Raw genomic sequence first — 16,402 nt, 5'->3', positions numbered from 1 at the left:
GAAATAGCGTAGTTGAAAAACCACACCATAGTAAAAACTTTCAATAAGTGACGTTAAAATAGTAATCAACATTACTACTTATGCCAGTACTTTTATTGCTAGTAGTAAGTACAAGCTTCCACACCATATTTTGCTCTGAGCAAATCCCAACCATAGTATCGGCCAACCAAATATTCCTTTGCTCGGTAAACTGCAATGGAATGTAACCCATATACATAGTTACTCCCTCCAATTTAGCCGCTGTTATTGTTAGATCATTAGGTAAGTGAGCATAAATTGAAAACGGTGTCTCTGGTGATAAGATTTCTTCGCTTAACCAAACCTTAACTTGATTTTCAAAATGACATGGTTTGTTATTTTTACACTCGGTTTGCGATTGGCTTACTTTTGCTGTTGATGTTGATCCAGAAAAGTCACAACCTAGTAAAAATAATAGAAAAGAAAGTAAGCATACTCTATATATATACATGCAGGTTCTCAAATATCTAATGTATGGGCCCAACATTTAGGGCAAGTTGGTTGATTATCGGCTTTAATGAGTGAGTAAGGTACAAATCACCTCAAAAAATAGACAGCAACTCAATAAAGTTTGATTGATGTCATATTATTACGCAATTGACCTATCTTTTTAAGGCCAAAAAATTTATCATTTCAACCGCAAAAAAAACAAGTATTTCTTGAGATTATTATCTTTAACAACCACATATTGTGGGGTTTAGATAGTATACTTTGGAATAATAGTAGGTCCTACTTTAACAAGTAGGTAATTCATTTCTAAACGCATTTATTGCAGCGGAAGCCAGAAAATGAGCCAAACAGTAGCATCACAAACTGAGTACAATTATAAAGTTGTACGCCAATTCGCTATTATGACAGTGATTTGGGGCATCGTTGGCATGGGTATTGGGGTTCTGATTGCTGCCCAACTAGCTTGGCCAGCACTTAACTTTGACACACCATGGTTAACTTACTCTCGACTTCGTCCGTTACACACGAACGCAGTAATTTTCGCATTTGGTACAAGTGCTCTTTTTGCGACGTCTTATTACGTCGTACAACGTACATGTCAAACGCGCCTTCTTTCAGATAAATTAGCCGCCTTCACCTTTTGGGGTTGGCAGTTAGTGATTGTTCTAGCAGCAATTACTCTACCTATGGGTATTTCAAGTTCTAAAGAGTATGCAGAACTTGAGTGGCCTATCGATATCTTAATTGCTGTTGTTTGGGTAACGTACGCTGTTGTATTTATGGGCACTATTGCTAAACGTAAAGTGGCTCATATTTATGTAGCTAACTGGTTCTATGCTGGTTTCATTATTACTGTTGCAGTACTTCATATTGTTAACAGCATGGCTGTTCCTGTCTCACTAACTAAATCATACTCAATCTACGCCGGTGCGGTTGATGCAATGGTGCAGTGGTGGTACGGACACAATGCTGTAGGTTTCCTTCTTACTGCTGGCTTCTTAGGTATGATGTATTACTTTGTACCAAAGCAAGCGGGTCGTCCAGTTTACTCATACCGTTTATCGGTTGTTCACTTTTGGGCACTTATCTCGCTTTACATTTGGGCAGGTCCTCACCACCTTCACTACACTGCGCTTCCTGATTGGACGCAAAGCTTAGGTATGGTGATGTCTATTATCTTATTCGTGCCGTCTTGGGGTGGTATGATCAACGGTATTATGACACTTTCAGGTGCATGGCATAAGTTACGTACTGATCCAGTACTTCGTTTCTTAGTGGTTTCATTGTCTTTCTACGGTATGTCGACGTTTGAAGGCCCAATGATGGCAATTAAATCTGTAAATGCGTTATCGCACTACACAGATTGGACTGTAGGTCACGTACACTCAGGTGCACTAGGTTGGGTTGCAATGATTTCTATCGGTGCTATCTACCACCTTATCCCTGCGTTATTCTCGCAAGGTCGTATGTACAGCATTAAATTAATCAATACACACTTCTGGTTACACACTGTGGGTGTTGTTTTATACATTGTTGCAATGTGGATTTCAGGTGTAATGCAAGGCCTAATGTGGCGTGCAGTTAACTCTGACGGTACATTAATGTACAGCTTTGTTCAGTCGTTAGAAGCCTCTCATCCTTTCTATGTTATGCGTTTCTTAGGCGGTGTATTCATCGTTACAGGTATGCTGGTTATGGCTTATAACGTTTATCGTACAGTTTCAGCGAAAAATAACTCGCTAGAACTTGATGAACAAGCGCAGTTAGCATAACGGAGTCAGATAATGAGCAATAAAAATTCGCAAAATAAACACGAAATTATCGAGAAAAATATCGGCCTTATGGCCATCTTGACTGTTTTCGCAATCAGCTTTGGTGCATTGGTAGAAATTACTCCGCTAATGTTCCAAGACGACACAACTAAACCCGTTGATGGGTTACGCCCGTTAAATGCGCTAGAGTTTGAAGGTCGTGACATTTATGTGCGTGAAGGTTGCGCTAACTGTCACTCACAGATGATTCGTCCATTTCGTGATGAAGTCGAGCGTTACGGTCATTACTCGGTTGCAGGTGAATCAGTATGGGATCACCCATTCCTGTGGGGCTCTAAACGTACTGGTCCTGACTTAGCCCGTGTAGGTAAACGTTACTCAGACGACTGGCATTATGCGCACTTAGTTGACCCTCGTGCAGTGGTTCCTGAGTCGAATATGCCAGGCTTCCCTTGGTTAGCAGAGAACACGCTTGATACAAGCTTAACTCTGAAAAAGCTACAAATTTTCCGTGACACGTTTGCTATTAACCCAGAAAACCCAAAACACCCGGGTTTAGGTTATGGCAGTGACGAGGAATTAATCGCTGACATTGCTAAAGTTGACGCAATGAATGACGGTAAAGGTGCAACAGAAATGCAAGCCCTTATTGCTTATTTGCAACAACTTGGCACACATTTGAAGTAGATTATTATGGACTACGGGACATACAGAGGCATTTTGACTCTGGTAATTTTAGTATTATTTATTGTGATTGTTGGATGGGCATATAGTAAGCGCAGTAAAAGTCGTTTTAAAGACGCTGCTAATGTCATATTTGAAGATGAAAAAAAACACAACAATACACTCTCTAACGAGGAAAAGGGGTCTGAGAAATGACTAGCTTTTGGAGTATATGGGTTATTGTATTAACCCTTGCATGCTTAATCATTATCTTTGGTCTACTAGTTTGGAACTTAAAAAACTATGTAGGCGTAAAAGAAGGTGAAAGCTGTGGACATGAGTTTGACGGCATTGAAGAATTAAACAATCCACTACCAAAATGGTGGACATACATGTTCTTCGCAACGTTTGTATGGTCTGTTTATTACTTAGCAGCATACCCGGGTTTAGGTAACTGGGAAGGCTTAGCAAAGTGGACCAGCTCAAACCAAGGTGTTACTTCTTTAACTGAATCGAAAGAAGCAGTCATTGATGCTAAAGAAGATGGCCGCTTTGTAAAGCTAGATGCAGAATATCGTGCTGCTGAAGAGCGTTTTGGCCCAATTTTCAATGAATTGGCACAAATCCCTGTTACTGATTTAGTAGAGTCTAAGTTTGCTGGTGATGCAGCACAACAAGTAGCACTAGAGAACGGTACTAAGCATGAGCAAACGCAAGGTCAACTAGCGGTTGAAATTGGTCAGCGCTTATTTGCTCAAAACTGTGCGCAATGTCATGGCTCTGATGCTCGAGGTGGTACTGGCTTCCCTAACCTAACAGATAAAGATTGGTTATACGGTGGTACACCTGACAAAATCAGAGAAACATTACTTTTAGGTCGAGTTGCAGCAATGCCACCTTGGGGTGATGCATTAGGTGAGCAAGGCGTTAAAGAAATGACAGCTTATGTACTTAGCCTATCTGGTCGTACTGTTAACCAAAAAGATGCCGATGCAGGTAAAGCGAAATTCGCGATGTGTGCAGCATGTCATGGTGCAGATGGTAAAGGTTCAGTAGCGCACAACTTACCGTTTGGTGCACCAAATCTAACTGATAACATTTGGTTATACGGTGGTTCTCAACGTGCAGTTGAAGAAACACTTAACCATGGCCGTGCTGGTGTAATGCCTGCTTGGAAAGAGATTTTAGGCGAAGATAAAATTCACCTATTAACTGCTTACGTTTACAGCTTATCGCAAGATAAATAACGATAAAGTTAACAAAACGTTTCAGTTTTAATCTTTTTATTTCAATAGATTAATACAGATCAAAAAAGCCTCCACTCGGAGGCTTTTTTTTAGTCTTTTCGTTCTATTTATTATAATATAGCCGCACATTAATTAATTTTAGAGCGACTATGCAACCGACTCCGTGGTATAAAAATTTTTGGCCTTGGTTTTTAATCTTCTTTCCATTAGCTGCAATTATTGGCTGCATTAGTTTATTTATTACAGCCATTGGTAACGGCCCAGATATGGTTGTGGACGATTACTATAAAAAAGGCAAAGCAATCAACTTAGAGCTGATCAAGTTTGATAAAGCAAAAGCCTTGTATTTACATGGTGACCTAAATGTATCTGATGAGCGAGTAAGCTTTAAATTTACTAAAGGCGATACCAGTAATATTCACGCGCTAAAATTATCGTTTTTTCATCGCACTATAAAAGCACATGATTTTGAAGCTACCCTCACTCCAAATGCTAATCAAGAGTTTACTGCATTATTAGAAAGCTACACGCCTGGTGCTTACTCAGTGTTTATTGAACCCGTTGATGCTAGTTGGAAAATGAAAGAAAGTATTACTTTACCAACCACAGCCACCGTTTTAGTTACTCCTAATTATAAGTAGTATTTAGTATGTCTAAAAATTGCTTTCATTGTCTTGAAAGTGTGCCGGCAGGGTTTAACGCACACGTTATTATAGACAATACCGCTGAGCCAATGTGTTGCATTGGCTGTCAAGCGGTTGCTCAAAACATCATTGACCAAGGAATGACCGACTACTACAAATACCGCACCGTAAGTGCCGGCAAAGTAGAGCAACTTGTCCCTGAACAGCTCGCTTTTATTAAAAGTTATGACAATGAAGATATCCAAGATGAGTTTATTAGTACGCACAACGACAACTCTGAGGTATTACTGAGTGTTGAAGGTATAACCTGCGCCGCCTGTGCCTGGCTAATTGAAAAGCAATTATTGAACCTTAAATCGGTAAAACGCGTTGATGTAAATACCTCAACAAATCGTGCCATGATCCACTGGGATAAAAGTGCCACGCCTTTAAGTGAGCTAATTACCTCATTGGCTGAAATAGGCTATAAAGCTTACCCCTTCCAATCAGATTTAGAAGCCCAGCAAAAGCAACAAACAGCCAAAGCGTATATTCGCCGCCTTGGTGTCGCAGGCTTGATGACCATGCAAGTCATGATGTTTGCCTTTGCAATGTACTTCGGCATGTTCTCTGGAATGGATAGCAACTTTGAACAGTACTTTAGATGGATCAGTTTAATTCTAGCCACTCCAGTCATTTTATACAGCGCCCTTCCCTTTTTAAGTAACGCAATTAACGGCTTAAAGGCAAAGCAGCTGAATATGGACTTACCAGTATCATTGGCTATTTTTGGTGCTTATGGCGCCAGCTGTTATGCCACCGTAATGGAAGTAGGCGAAGTTTACTTTGAATCTATTTGTATGTTTACCTTTTTACTCTTACTAGGTAAATACTTAGAATTTAGAGCGCGTTTAAAGGCCAGTGAATTCACTGCCAACTTGCAAAAGTTGTTACCCCTTACTGCACGAACGCTCGATGAGCAAGGTAATGAGCACATCATTGCCGCCAAAAAACTCAAACTTAACGATATTGTGTTAATAAAGGCTGGCGAAACCATTCCTGCTGATGGCATATTGGTTAAAGGCAGTACCAGTGTTGATGAGTCTATGATGACCGGCGAACATCAACCAGTACGAAAGTATATTGATCATAATGTGTATGCAGGTACGGTGAATCATGATGGTATTATTGAAATAAAAATCAATAAACTAGGCCAAAACACCCTACTTAATCAAATTATTCGCCTGCAACATAATGCCCTAACAAAACGCCCAAGACTGGTTGAAATTACCGACAAAGTAGCGCAGTGGTTTGTTGCTGTATTATTGGTGTTTGCCTCTCTAACCGCCATTGGTTGGTACCAGGTAGACCCTGATGTTGCTTTTTGGATCACTATATCGGTGTTAGTGGCCACTTGCCCGTGCGCATTAAGCTTAGCAATTCCCACCGCATTAACGTGTGCTGTAGCAACCTTAACCCGCAAAGGTATACTAATTAAGCAAGCACATGTGCTAGAAACCCTATCAAAGCTCACTTTATTTGCCTTTGACAAAACAGGTACGCTTACACAAGGTAAATTTAGCCTCGACGTGGTTGACATACTTGATGATAACTACAGCAAAGAGCAAATTCTTGATATTGCAGCCCAGCTTGAAAGTTACTCTGAACATCCTATTGCCAGTGCATTTAAGGAGTTTAAAGGGCAACGTAAATTTGACGATGTACAACTGCACCCAGGCATTGGGATAAGCGCTCAGTTCGATAATACCCATTACGCTATTGGTAAAAGTGGCTGGTTTGACACAAAAAAAACCAACGCACAAGCAACGCTTTACATAAACAAGCAGGCTGTTGCACGCTTTTACTTTGTAGATAAAGTTAAAGCTGATGCCGATAAGCTCATTAATGTTTTACAAGCGGCTAACCTTAGTTGCCATATGCTAACTGGTGATGCATCTGATGCCGGTGCCAAAGTCGCTAAAAAATTAAAGCTTGATTCAGTACTTGCAAGCTGCAGTCCAAAAGATAAACAAGTCGCAGTTGAACGCTGGTCATCGCAAGGTGAAATTGTTGCTATGGTTGGTGATGGCGTAAACGACAGCCCAGTATTTGCCAGCGCCCATTTATCTATCGCCATGGAAACCGGTGCCGATATATCTAAAAATAGTGCTGATGTTGTATTGCTAAACAGTGACTTAGCTTCTATCTCGCATTTGTTAACTATTGCTAAACAAACACGACGTATAATTAAGCAAAACTTGGCGCTTTCTTTATTATATAATGGCTCTATATTACCGCTAGCGGCTATGGGCTTAGTTGCGCCATGGATGGCCGTTATTGGTATGTCTGCCAGCTCTATTATTGTGATATGTAATTCACTAAGGCTATTAAAGTTATGAGCATAATTTATATTTTAGTTCCTATTGCTATTTTGTTTGTATTAATTGCTATTGGCGTATTTTTTTGGGCAGTAAAAGGCGAGCAATTCTCTGATTTAAACAAGCAAGGCCACAGCATTTTGTTTGAAGACGACAAAGAGCAGCACAATAAAAGTAATGATTGACCCTATATTTGTTAGCGCTTTTTTAATGGGCTTAATTGGCAGTGGTCATTGCATTGCTATGTGTGGCGGCATTGCCAGTTCGTTACAACTTGCCAGTAACAAACGCCAAACCTGGTTATATTCTCTAGCTTATAACAGCGGTCGAGCTTTAAGTTATATGCTAGCAGGAGCCCTTGTCGCGGGTATTAGTAGCCAGTTTGCTACGCAAAATTCTGCCTTTTCATTATTTTTGTCATTTTTAGCTGGTATTTTTATGTTACTGGTTGGCGTTTATATTATGCGCCTAGCCGCCACCTTACAGTGGCTCGAAAAACTAGGTAAAACCCTTATTTGGCAGCACTTAATTAAACTTAATAAGTATTTAATGCCCATTGATTCGCCTTTTAAAGCACTTGGTTATGGCGCGTTATGGGGCTGGTTACCGTGCGGTTTAGTATACTCTGCACTTACCTGGGCAATGACCAGTGGCAGTGCCATTAATGGTGCTTTAGTTATGCTGGCATTTGCTCTAGGCACATTTCCTGCCATGATCACCTTAGGTATGGCTGCACAAAAGCTAAATACGCTTTTTAATCACCCATGGACACGAATAACATTAGGCAGTGTTATCATTTGGTATGGTATCTACCTTCTGATCATTGCAACAGATAAGCTAGTGCATTAACATTATAAAATGTCGTGCATAGAAATTTAACGGATTGAACTTATGGATTTTTCTCAAAGTCGTGCTAAAGGTAATTGTGCCATTAGCTGTAATAACTGCAGTATTAGCCAGTTATGTTTACCATTTTCTTTAAATGGCCAAGAAATGGATAAACTTGATGAGATCATTGAGCGAAAAAAACCATTACACAAAGGTGACTACTTATTTGAATCGGGCGCGCCTTTAAATGCAATTTTTGCGGTTCGTTCAGGTTCGTTTAAATCGTATACTTTGTCTGAGCAAGGCGATGAACAAATTACCGGCTTTCACTTAGCTGGCGACCTTGTTGGGTTTGATGCCATTAATAAAATGCAGCACCAAAGCTTTTCTCAAGCACTAGAAACCTCAATGGTATGTGAAATCCCCTTTGATACCCTTGACGAACTCGCTGGTAAACTGCCCAAGCTTCGCCAGCAAATTATGCGTTTAATGAGTAGTGAAATAACCTACGATCAAGAAATGCTGCTATTACTTAATAAAAAGTCTGCCGAAGAACGCCTAGCGAGTTTTATTTATAATTTATCAGAGCGTTTTGGTGAACGTGGTTTTTCACGTAAAGAATTTAGATTTACCATGACCCGCGGTGAAATTGGCAACTACCTCGGTTTAACAGTTGAAACTATTAGCCGTTTATTGAGCCGTTTTCAAAAAGCAGATTTAATCAAAGTAGAAGGCAAGTTTATTACTATTTTAGATAATGGCGCGCTTGCGAAAACAGCTGCGATTGTAAAGCCACGTTAATAATAGCTTCTCATTTTAAAATTAGTCTCCCCCCTGAATTGGAGCGTAATTATTTGCAATTATGCTCTATCTCTACTAACACTTTGGGTAGAGGTATTAACCATTCACTTTTAAGAGTCGATGAATAATTACTTGGCTGGCTCATTTTTTAATATAAAAGTAACTACGTCCTATTAAACTCTTATATAGAAGGACAATCTCATGCCTAATTCTTTATTTCTATTTATCGCTCTTTCTTTAAGTCTTTTATTTAGTAGCCAAGCATCGAGCTCAATGATCCCCGATGATGGCATTGATGACTCACAAGCACTAAAAGACTTAATTTTAAACACTGCAGAAAACTCTGAGCTTAAAATAGACAAGCCAGGAGTTTACGATATATGTTCAGCTATTATCGTCAGAAATCTTAACAATATTGTTATTACAGCTAATACTGGCGTTATACTAAAAAAGTGTGACCAATTTGAAGGAGAGTATATTTTATCCTTTTATAATTCACGCTTCATAGAAATTAATGGCTTTATTTTTGAAGGGTTAACTAAAGACACGCTTAACTACGACTGGGGAGAGCAAGGTATCCTCTTTGCAGGTTCTGCAGATATTTCAATACATCACAATCAATTTTTTGATTTTGGCGATGCAGCAATAAGAGCAACTTCCTCAAAGCGTTCATCGTATAATGCCCCTATCAACTCTTTCAGAGTAAAAATTAGTAATAACTATTTTAAAAATGTAACCCAAGTGACCACAACTCACCCATGGAGTGAAAACTATGGTGGTACACATGATATTACAATTGAAAGCAATGTATTTGAAGCTCTAAAAGGTTCCTTAAAACTAGCCACTAGAAAACCTGTTTCTAAAGCTTTAATAAAATATAATACCTTTAAAAAAACTAAAGGCACAGCAATTGAATTAACCTATTATTCGGATGTTAAGATCATTTCAAATACCTTCATAGACACTGATAAGTTTATCCTCAATGCTTACCCTAATAAACCAGAAAGTGTGACGGAGCCTTTTAATTGGGGAAGTATTTATTTTACTCACAACACAGTTTTACGTTCTAAGGGAGGCATTAGAATACAGTCAGATGTAACCGGCGAGCTAATAGATGATAAATACGTAAGAGGCATTTATATCAATAACAATCACTTTATTGACGTTGATATGACTGTTTACCCTGAAAAGAAATATTGGTATCTTATTAACTTATTCAGTAGAGGTGGAAAGAGTTATTTGTTTTCTACTATTAAAGATAACGTTTATAACTTACTACCTGAAGTGGGCTTTGTGAAAAAAACGAGTGGATTCACCGTAGAAGACAACACTTCAATAAAACCTGAAGATAATTAAATTTTTATAAAGCACTACATGCTTTTATCCAAGATAAAGAGTTTTAAAATTAGAGAAACTTTATTTCTTGATATAGAACAATAATCTTAGTGCTACCCCCTTTAACTGTTGTGTATTTGCGTTACACTGAATGTATAACTGTTAAGTGAATGGAGTAGCACAATGGAAACGATTAAACGTATTATCGCGGTTATTGACCCAACTAAAGACGATCAAAATGCCCTCGCGCGTTCAATAGATTTAGCCAAAAAATCGGGTGCAAGCATTACCGCCTTTATGACGGTTTACGATTTTTCTTACGAAATGACCACTATGTTATCAGGCGATGAACGTGAAGCAATGCGCCAAGCCGTCCTCAAAGATCGCGAGCTATGGCTTAAAGATCTAATCTCTCCTTATCAAAATATTAATATTGATACGCAAGTTATTTGGCATAATCGCCCATACGAGGCAATAATTAATACCGTTATCAATGATAAATACGACTTGGTTATCAAAGGTACTCATCAACACGGTGCGCTTAAAGCGGTCATTTTTACTCCTACAGACTGGCACTTAGTCAGAAAGTGTCCAACGCCCGTTTTATTTGTCAAAGATATGCAATGGCCAGCACAAGGGAATATTTTAGCTGCTGTGAACGCAGTCAGTGAAAATGAGCAGCACCTATCACTTAATAAACGCATAATTAAAGATGCACAATTTTTATGTGAGCTAGCTAATGCTAAACTTAACTTAGTCAATGCCTACCCTGCTACACCGGTAAATATTGCGATAGAAATTCCTGAGTTTAACCCTGGGCTTTACAATGAATCAGTTAAAAAACATCATATTGAATCAACCAATGAACTAGCTAATGAGTTTAACCTAACCTCTGATCAATGCTTTATTGAAGAGGGATTGCCAGAAGATGTAATACCGGATATTGCAAATCGTTTAAATAGTGAGTTAGTGGTTATTGGCACTGTGGGACGTACCGGCTTAAGTGCTGCATTAGTGGGTAACACCGCTGAACATGTTATTGACAGCCTCGATTGTGATGTACTTGCATTGAAACCTGATGGCTATGTAAGCCCACTCGCAGAAAGTTAACGTTTGCTGTAGCTGTGATATTACATATGGCATATAATACGCCCCTTTATTTTTAGCAATTAATTTTGCCGTACTATTTATAAGGGGGCGTAGTGTCTCATTCTGCTCAAGCCAAAGCTCAACACAACTTAAATAAGCTTCAAAAGCGTTTACGCCGCCTCACAGGTCAAGCTGTCATGGACTTTAACATGATAGAAGAAGGTGATCGTATCATGGTGTGCTTATCGGGCGGTAAAGACAGTTACACTATGCTCGATATGCTGCAACATTTACAGCGTGTTGCCCCTATTAAGTTTGACCTTTTTGCGGTTAACCTTGACCAAAAGCAACCAGGCTTTCCTGAGCATGTACTGCCTGAATACCTTGATAATTTAAATATTGAATACAAAATTGTCGAAGAAGATACCTACAGTATTGTTACCGATATTATTCCTGAAGGTAAAACAACGTGCTCACTTTGCTCTCGTCTGCGTCGTGGTATTTTATATCGTACGGCTAAAGAGCTAGGCGCCACAAAAATAGCTTTAGGTCATCACCGCGATGACATGATAGAAACCTTGTTTTTAAATATGTTTTACGGCGGAAAACTCAAAAGTATGCCAGCTAAACTAATGAGTGATAACGGCGAGCACATGGTTATTCGCCCGTTGGCTTATTGTAAAGAAGCCGATATAAGCAAATATGCGTTTAGCCAAGGCTACCCAATTATTCCGTGTAACTTATGCGGCTCACAAGAAAACTTACAACGTAAGCACACTAAAAACATGCTAGAGCAATGGAATAAAGAGCACCCAGGGCGTATAGAAAGTATTTTTACTGCCATGCAAAATGTTGTACCTTCGCATTTAGCTGATAACCAGTTATTTGATTTTGCTAATCTGCAAACCGGTGATGTTATTGATGGTGGCGATATCGCGTTAGATAAACCAGATATTCCAAAAGCGCCAGTTAATCCTGAACAAGATGAAGCAAACCAAGCCGACGTGGTTACTATTAATTTAAGCTAATTTTTTAAGGGTTTGCAGTAATGCAAACCCTTCACTCTGTTCTATGCTGCTACTTACCGGCAGCTAATCCTTGTAAAAACTCTAAACTCTGCAATTCTTGTTTATTCGCCTGGTAAGGCAGCTGCTGTAAGCTATCATAAGCAAAATCTTCAATAGTAAACTCACTCACTTTACTTTGCCCAAAGCTGTTTCGCTCACCTGGGCTTGGCGACATACGTTCAATAACAAAGTCACTCAATCGTAAGCCATTTGTTTGCTTAGGCAAAACAGACCAATGCGCTTTAAAATCAATTTGTTCACTGCCCTCATTTAAACGAGCTTTAGCAACTAAATGTGCTAATGGCGAAGTACCGCTGTATAAGTTAGCTCTTAAACGATATAAACCACTTTTTATCACTGTTAAATTAGCAGGCACTATCATATTATCATTACGTGGATATGCGTTATCAAAGCTAGTTAGGGTTGCACTAGGCGGCATATATTGTATTTGTGCCACCACAGGAACCATTTTACCCACAATGTCGGCCTCAACTAATAACTGTAAATTGCGAGGATAGTCTTCCTCACCTTTAAACGTAATTACAAGTTCATTGTCACGAGCAACACCACTGTGTGTTTTTAACGGCTGTTTAGTATCCGTATCACTGAGTGTTACCTGTGCTTTACCTAAATTTTGTGCGCTTATGGTTAATTCAATTGCTTGCGGATAGACATAGCGATATTGAGATAAACTTAAGGTTAACTCCCCGCCTTGCTCTCCTACTGGGCTAGTAACCGGGAAAAACTGATTTGGCTTTAGCCGGTCTTCATCATATACCGTTAAAGGTTGCGAATAAGGCGGGAATACTAAGTTTTGTTGATATTGCTGCGCCACCGCCAATGCTGCTTTAGCTATATCTTCATTAAACTCATGCTGCTCTTTAGGCATTTTTTTTATGCTTGATTTAACTGCTGATGCCTCTTTTTTTACCGGCATAGCTACAAATTCAGGTGTTTTTTTATGCTCTTTAGCTGTTGTTTGCGAAGCTGAATAACTAGCATTGCCTTTACCTAAAAACCACATCAAGCCGGTAACTATTATTACTAAAACAATAACGTAGGATTTTTTCATTGTTATTTATCCTATAACATCAATTCGCAATAATGGTTAATCATTGTTAGAGCGATAACCTGTTGCTATTTGCATTCAGGTTTTCTTACCTAAAAATAAATAACTGCATAAAGCGAATTGGTATCAAAAGCGTGCAGCATATAAAGCCGCACGCACAATCACCTTTATGGGATCACATTATATATGAGCGTTGAAGCACTCAAATTATCAGAGTCTTTTACATAACGGTATTGTTTTTTCCAAAACCAACTACCGGTAGTTTCATCGACAGTTTCATATCCTAATGTATCGCCAGCCACGCTAATATTATTCATTGCCACCGTTACATTACCTTGGTGCTGCGCTTGTTGAATTTCGTTATGGCTGTAACTGTTAGTCATCATTAATGGATAATGGTATGGCATGAAGCTACTAACAGCATCACCTTGTGAAGTTAAACGCCCATTGGTGTCAATATTGGCACTACAACTACCAAATGAGCTTACCGAGCTTGCGCCACATGATGAGTGAGTAGCGACTACCGAATCATCGTTACCACGTAAAAAGCCAGCCGTTAAACCTAAGTATGCATTACCATCGGCCACAAAGCGTAAACGCGGTGTGCGCGCATCAGGTAATGGCGCGATTCTACGTGCATTATTAACTTTTAAATCATGTAATACGCCAACCGCCTCGTTAACTTCACTGCCTAGCCACCAAGTTAATGCAGCATCTACAGCAAAATTCCACGATGCGCCGGTTAACGCACTCACCGCTAAGTCGGCTAATTCACTACCGCCACCAGCACCTGCTAAATCAAAGGTAGCAATAATATTAAGCGGTTTTAAACCCGCGTTTTCTAGCCAGTTTTCCTGGTTATCTATAATATATCGGGCAACTAAGTCACCGGTAGAGTGGGTTACAAACACGCAGCCTGGCTCGCATAAATTTGAGCGAGAGATCTGTTGTAGCTTGGGCCATACCCAATCTGTAGTAATTTTTCCTTCTATTCGTTCATACGCAGGCCAGTCAATGCGCTCGTCGGCACGGTTTACCCAATAAGACTGCCAATAGCTTTGGCCATCGTTTACTACATCACTACCTGCTTTATTGGTAAGCTGGGATACTTGCAAACCATGAATTAAAACTACTTTATACTCTTTACTAAGCGCAGAAAAACTCATTAAGAGCCCTATTGCTGCTGCAAATAAAGTCGCGCGTTTAAAAGTGTGTGTGTTGTTCATATTAATCCTTAACTGATTGAATATTTTTATTATGCTTAGCTTGTTACACGCTGTTGTCAGTGCATGGTAAAAGCAGTGCATTGACCAGTATTGGGAACAAATTTAAAAAACGCAACATTTTGTTATCATTTTCACCGTTAAAGCTAAATATTTGCGTTAAAATACGACAAAAGCGCCAAACTATTGTGTTAAACAAAATAGCTTTATCCCCTTCTTAAGAAGTATCAATAAACTTTCTTTTAACTTTGGTTAACTATTAAACAACACTACTTTTTATTGATGTAATAGCGTAAGTTAATTACACACGATGAAAACCAAGGAATTAAAATGATAAAAAAAATAATTTTTGGCAGTGTTTTATTTACTGCAATTTCAGCGCCTAGTTTTGCTAGTAGTATTAACACCCAACTTGAACAAGCAACACAAAGTGTAAGTGAAAAAGTCATTACATGGCGTCGCCATTTGCATCAATATCCAGAGCTGAGTAATCGCGAATTTGAAACCGCTAAGTACATTACTAACCATTTAAAATCTTTGGGTCTTGAAGTACAAACCGATGTTGCGCATACCGGTGTTGTGGCTAAATTAAGCGGTGGTAAAAAAGGCCCTTTAATCGCCCTTCGTGCCGATATGGATGCTTTACCCGTTACCGAACAAGTTGATTTACCCTTTGCCTCTAAACAAACCTCAACCTATCGTGGTAATGAAGTAGGCGTTATGCATGCCTGCGGGCACGACACTCATGTTGCTATTCTAATGGCCGTAGCAGAGTCACTGGTAAAAATTAAAGATCAGTTAGCGGGTGACGTACTGTTTGTATTTCAACCGGCTGAAGAAGGTGCCCCCGAAGGAGAAGAAGGAGGCGCAGAGCTAATGCTAAAAGAAGGTTTATTTAAACAAAAACCTGAAGCGGTGTTTGGCTTGCATGCCACCAGCTCACTTAATACCGGACAAATTGGCTTTAGAGAAGGGCCACTAATGGCCAGTGAAGACTCTTTCACAATTAACGTAACGGGTCGTCAAACTCATGGCTCGCGCCCTTGGAATGGCGTAGATCCCATTGTTGCTTCATCACAAATTATAATGGCAACTCAAACAATCGCCTCTCGCCAGGTAGATGTAACTAAAGCGCCTTCTGTTATTTCATTTGGCGCGATTAACGGCGGCATACGCTCAAATATTATCCCCGATAATGTAGAGCTTATTGGTACAATTAGAACCTTTGATCAAACGATGCGTGCCGATATTAAAAAACGTTTAGCTAAAACCGCTGAACTGGTTGCCGAATCCGCGGGGGCTAAAGCTGATGTGCATATAGATCACGGCTACCCTGTAACAGTAAATAATGTTGCACTGACCCAAAAAATGACCCCTACACTTGCCCGTATTGCAGGTGCTGACAACATTATTACCACAGATTTAATTACCGGTGCAGAAGACTTTAGTTATTATGCGCTAGAAACCCCTGGACTGTTTTACTTTTTAGGCGTCACTCCAAAAGATCAAAACGCTAAAACGGCACCAAGTAATCATTCACCTCAGTTTTATGTTGACGAAAGCGCATTACAACTTGGCGTAGAATCATTATCTCAACTGGTCGTTGACTACTTACAATAAAAACCAGCATAACAAGCACTGGGCTAATAACCTTGTGCTTGTAAAGCTAGGGTCTGTTGACCTTTGCGGATTAATATTTGTTCAAACTAGGGGCGGTTTAATCGCGGCGCGAGGTTTGTAACCTAGTGGACTAAGTAAAAACCGAGCAACAAAGAGTAAATCGCCCCTAGGCAGAACCCTTCGGGCAGCGCCTGTTTGGCATTGATGCTGCGTTATCGC

Annotated in this window: 16 protein-coding genes; 13 read left to right on the top strand and 3 right to left on the bottom strand. The window is 39.6% G+C overall.

Features of this window, described 5'->3' with window-relative positions; translation table 11 throughout:
* Window positions 1-40: 40 nt before the first annotated feature.
* Window positions 41-469, bottom strand: a complete 429-nt coding sequence (locus tag AN392_RS02945) for a hypothetical protein (RefSeq protein WP_055011775.1) — start codon at window positions 467-469, stop codon at window positions 41-43.
* 337 nt (window positions 470-806) lie between these two features.
* Here AN392_RS02945 and ccoN point away from each other — a divergent pair, with 337 nt between their 5' ends.
* The 12 genes from ccoN (at window position 807) to ttcA (ending at window position 12,232) form a co-directional block, all read left to right on the top strand.
* A complete protein-coding gene (ccoN, locus tag AN392_RS02940; protein ID WP_010389600.1) occupies window positions 807-2,240 on the top strand; it encodes a cytochrome-c oxidase, cbb3-type subunit I in 1,434 nt (477 codons plus the stop codon).
* A gap of 12 nt (window positions 2,241-2,252) precedes the next feature.
* Window positions 2,253-2,927 (top strand): cytochrome-c oxidase, cbb3-type subunit II, encoded by a 675-nt coding sequence (gene ccoO, locus AN392_RS02935; protein WP_008109817.1) that lies wholly within the window; start codon window positions 2,253-2,255, stop codon window positions 2,925-2,927.
* Window positions 2,928-2,933: 6 nt separating this feature from the next.
* Window positions 2,934-3,119 (top strand): cbb3-type cytochrome c oxidase subunit 3, encoded by a 186-nt coding sequence (locus AN392_RS02930; protein ID WP_010389598.1) that lies wholly within the window; start codon window positions 2,934-2,936, stop codon window positions 3,117-3,119.
* Entirely contained in the window at window positions 3,116-4,150 is a 1,035-nt protein-coding gene (gene ccoP / locus AN392_RS02925) for a cytochrome-c oxidase, cbb3-type subunit III (RefSeq protein ID WP_010389597.1), read from the top strand. The genes AN392_RS02930 and ccoP overlap by 4 nt, the downstream gene beginning before the upstream one ends.
* 149 nt (window positions 4,151-4,299) lie before the next feature.
* Window positions 4,300-4,791 (top strand): FixH family protein, encoded by a 492-nt coding sequence (locus tag AN392_RS02920; protein ID WP_010389596.1) that lies wholly within the window; start codon window positions 4,300-4,302, stop codon window positions 4,789-4,791.
* An 8-nt stretch (window positions 4,792-4,799) separates the two neighbouring features.
* A complete protein-coding gene (locus tag AN392_RS02915) occupies window positions 4,800-7,172 on the top strand; it encodes a heavy metal translocating P-type ATPase (protein ID WP_055011774.1) in 2,373 nt (790 codons plus the stop codon).
* On the top strand, window positions 7,169-7,336 hold the full coding sequence (ccoS, locus tag AN392_RS02910; protein WP_008109812.1) for a cbb3-type cytochrome oxidase assembly protein CcoS: 168 nt from the start codon (window positions 7,169-7,171) through the stop codon (window positions 7,334-7,336). The genes AN392_RS02915 and ccoS overlap by 4 nt, the downstream gene beginning before the upstream one ends.
* Window positions 7,329-8,000 carry a sulfite exporter TauE/SafE family protein gene (locus tag AN392_RS02905; RefSeq protein ID WP_055011773.1) on the top strand — a complete coding sequence of 224 codons (672 nt, stop codon included), beginning with the start codon at window positions 7,329-7,331 and terminating at the stop codon, window positions 7,998-8,000. Before ccoS ends, AN392_RS02905 begins: the two co-directional genes overlap by 8 nt.
* Before the next feature lie 42 nt (window positions 8,001-8,042).
* Window positions 8,043-8,780, top strand: coding sequence for an FNR family transcription factor (locus AN392_RS02900; protein WP_055011772.1), 738 nt, complete (start codon window positions 8,043-8,045; stop codon window positions 8,778-8,780).
* 201 nt (window positions 8,781-8,981) lie between these two features.
* Entirely contained in the window at window positions 8,982-10,136 is a 1,155-nt protein-coding gene (locus AN392_RS02895; protein ID WP_054200686.1) for a right-handed parallel beta-helix repeat-containing protein, read from the top strand.
* Between the two features lie 162 nt (window positions 10,137-10,298).
* A complete protein-coding gene (gene uspE, locus AN392_RS02890) occupies window positions 10,299-11,225 on the top strand; it encodes a universal stress protein UspE (protein ID WP_055011771.1) in 927 nt (308 codons plus the stop codon).
* 92 nt (window positions 11,226-11,317) lie between these two features.
* On the top strand, window positions 11,318-12,232 hold the full coding sequence (gene ttcA / locus AN392_RS02885) for a tRNA 2-thiocytidine(32) synthetase TtcA (RefSeq protein WP_055011770.1): 915 nt from the start codon (window positions 11,318-11,320) through the stop codon (window positions 12,230-12,232).
* 49 nt (window positions 12,233-12,281) lie between these two features.
* On the opposite strand, the gene AN392_RS02880 is transcribed toward ttcA, so the two are convergent.
* Both AN392_RS02880 and AN392_RS02875 read right to left on the bottom strand, forming a co-directional pair.
* Window positions 12,282-13,343 (bottom strand): hypothetical protein, encoded by a 1,062-nt coding sequence (locus AN392_RS02880; protein ID WP_055011769.1) that lies wholly within the window; start codon window positions 13,341-13,343, stop codon window positions 12,282-12,284.
* A 164-nt stretch (window positions 13,344-13,507) separates the two neighbouring features.
* Window positions 13,508-14,566 (bottom strand): hypothetical protein, encoded by a 1,059-nt coding sequence (locus AN392_RS02875; RefSeq protein WP_055011768.1) that lies wholly within the window; start codon window positions 14,564-14,566, stop codon window positions 13,508-13,510.
* 327 nt (window positions 14,567-14,893) lie between these two features.
* Between AN392_RS02875 and AN392_RS02870 the strand changes: the two genes are divergently transcribed.
* Window positions 14,894-16,183, top strand: coding sequence for an amidohydrolase (locus AN392_RS02870; RefSeq protein WP_055011767.1), 1,290 nt, complete (start codon window positions 14,894-14,896; stop codon window positions 16,181-16,183).
* The last annotated feature ends 219 nt before the right edge of the window (window positions 16,184-16,402 follow it).

It is taken from the genome of Pseudoalteromonas sp. P1-16-1b (genome assembly GCF_001401785.1).
GTDB lineage: Bacteria > Pseudomonadota > Gammaproteobacteria > Enterobacterales > Alteromonadaceae > Pseudoalteromonas > Pseudoalteromonas undina.
The sequence above is the reverse complement of the archived record's forward strand: the minus strand, read 5'-3'. Positions and strand labels throughout refer to the sequence as shown.

Bases quoted from the DNA above. Each gene is read 5' to 3' on its own strand.
- AN392_RS02945 (WP_055011775.1), bottom strand. From the start codon at position 469: ATGTATATATATAGAGTATGCTTACTTTCTTTTCTATTATTTTTACTA.
- ccoN (WP_010389600.1), top strand. From the start codon at position 807: ATGAGCCAAACAGTAGCATCACAAACTGAGTACAATTATAAAGTTGTA.
- ccoO (WP_008109817.1), top strand. From the start codon at position 2,253: ATGAGCAATAAAAATTCGCAAAATAAACACGAAATTATCGAGAAAAAT.
- AN392_RS02930 (WP_010389598.1), top strand. From the start codon at position 2,934: ATGGACTACGGGACATACAGAGGCATTTTGACTCTGGTAATTTTAGTA.
- ccoP (WP_010389597.1), top strand. From the start codon at position 3,116: ATGACTAGCTTTTGGAGTATATGGGTTATTGTATTAACCCTTGCATGC.
- AN392_RS02920 (WP_010389596.1), top strand. From the start codon at position 4,300: ATGCAACCGACTCCGTGGTATAAAAATTTTTGGCCTTGGTTTTTAATC.
- AN392_RS02915 (WP_055011774.1), top strand. From the start codon at position 4,800: ATGTCTAAAAATTGCTTTCATTGTCTTGAAAGTGTGCCGGCAGGGTTT.
- ccoS (WP_008109812.1), top strand. From the start codon at position 7,169: ATGAGCATAATTTATATTTTAGTTCCTATTGCTATTTTGTTTGTATTA.
- AN392_RS02905 (WP_055011773.1), top strand. From the start codon at position 7,329: ATGATTGACCCTATATTTGTTAGCGCTTTTTTAATGGGCTTAATTGGC.
- AN392_RS02900 (WP_055011772.1), top strand. From the start codon at position 8,043: ATGGATTTTTCTCAAAGTCGTGCTAAAGGTAATTGTGCCATTAGCTGT.
- AN392_RS02895 (WP_054200686.1), top strand. From the start codon at position 8,982: ATGCCTAATTCTTTATTTCTATTTATCGCTCTTTCTTTAAGTCTTTTA.
- uspE (WP_055011771.1), top strand. From the start codon at position 10,299: ATGGAAACGATTAAACGTATTATCGCGGTTATTGACCCAACTAAAGAC.
- AN392_RS02880 (WP_055011769.1), bottom strand. From the start codon at position 13,343: ATGAAAAAATCCTACGTTATTGTTTTAGTAATAATAGTTACCGGCTTG.
- AN392_RS02875 (WP_055011768.1), bottom strand. From the start codon at position 14,566: ATGAACAACACACACACTTTTAAACGCGCGACTTTATTTGCAGCAGCA.
- AN392_RS02870 (WP_055011767.1), top strand. From the start codon at position 14,894: ATGATAAAAAAAATAATTTTTGGCAGTGTTTTATTTACTGCAATTTCA.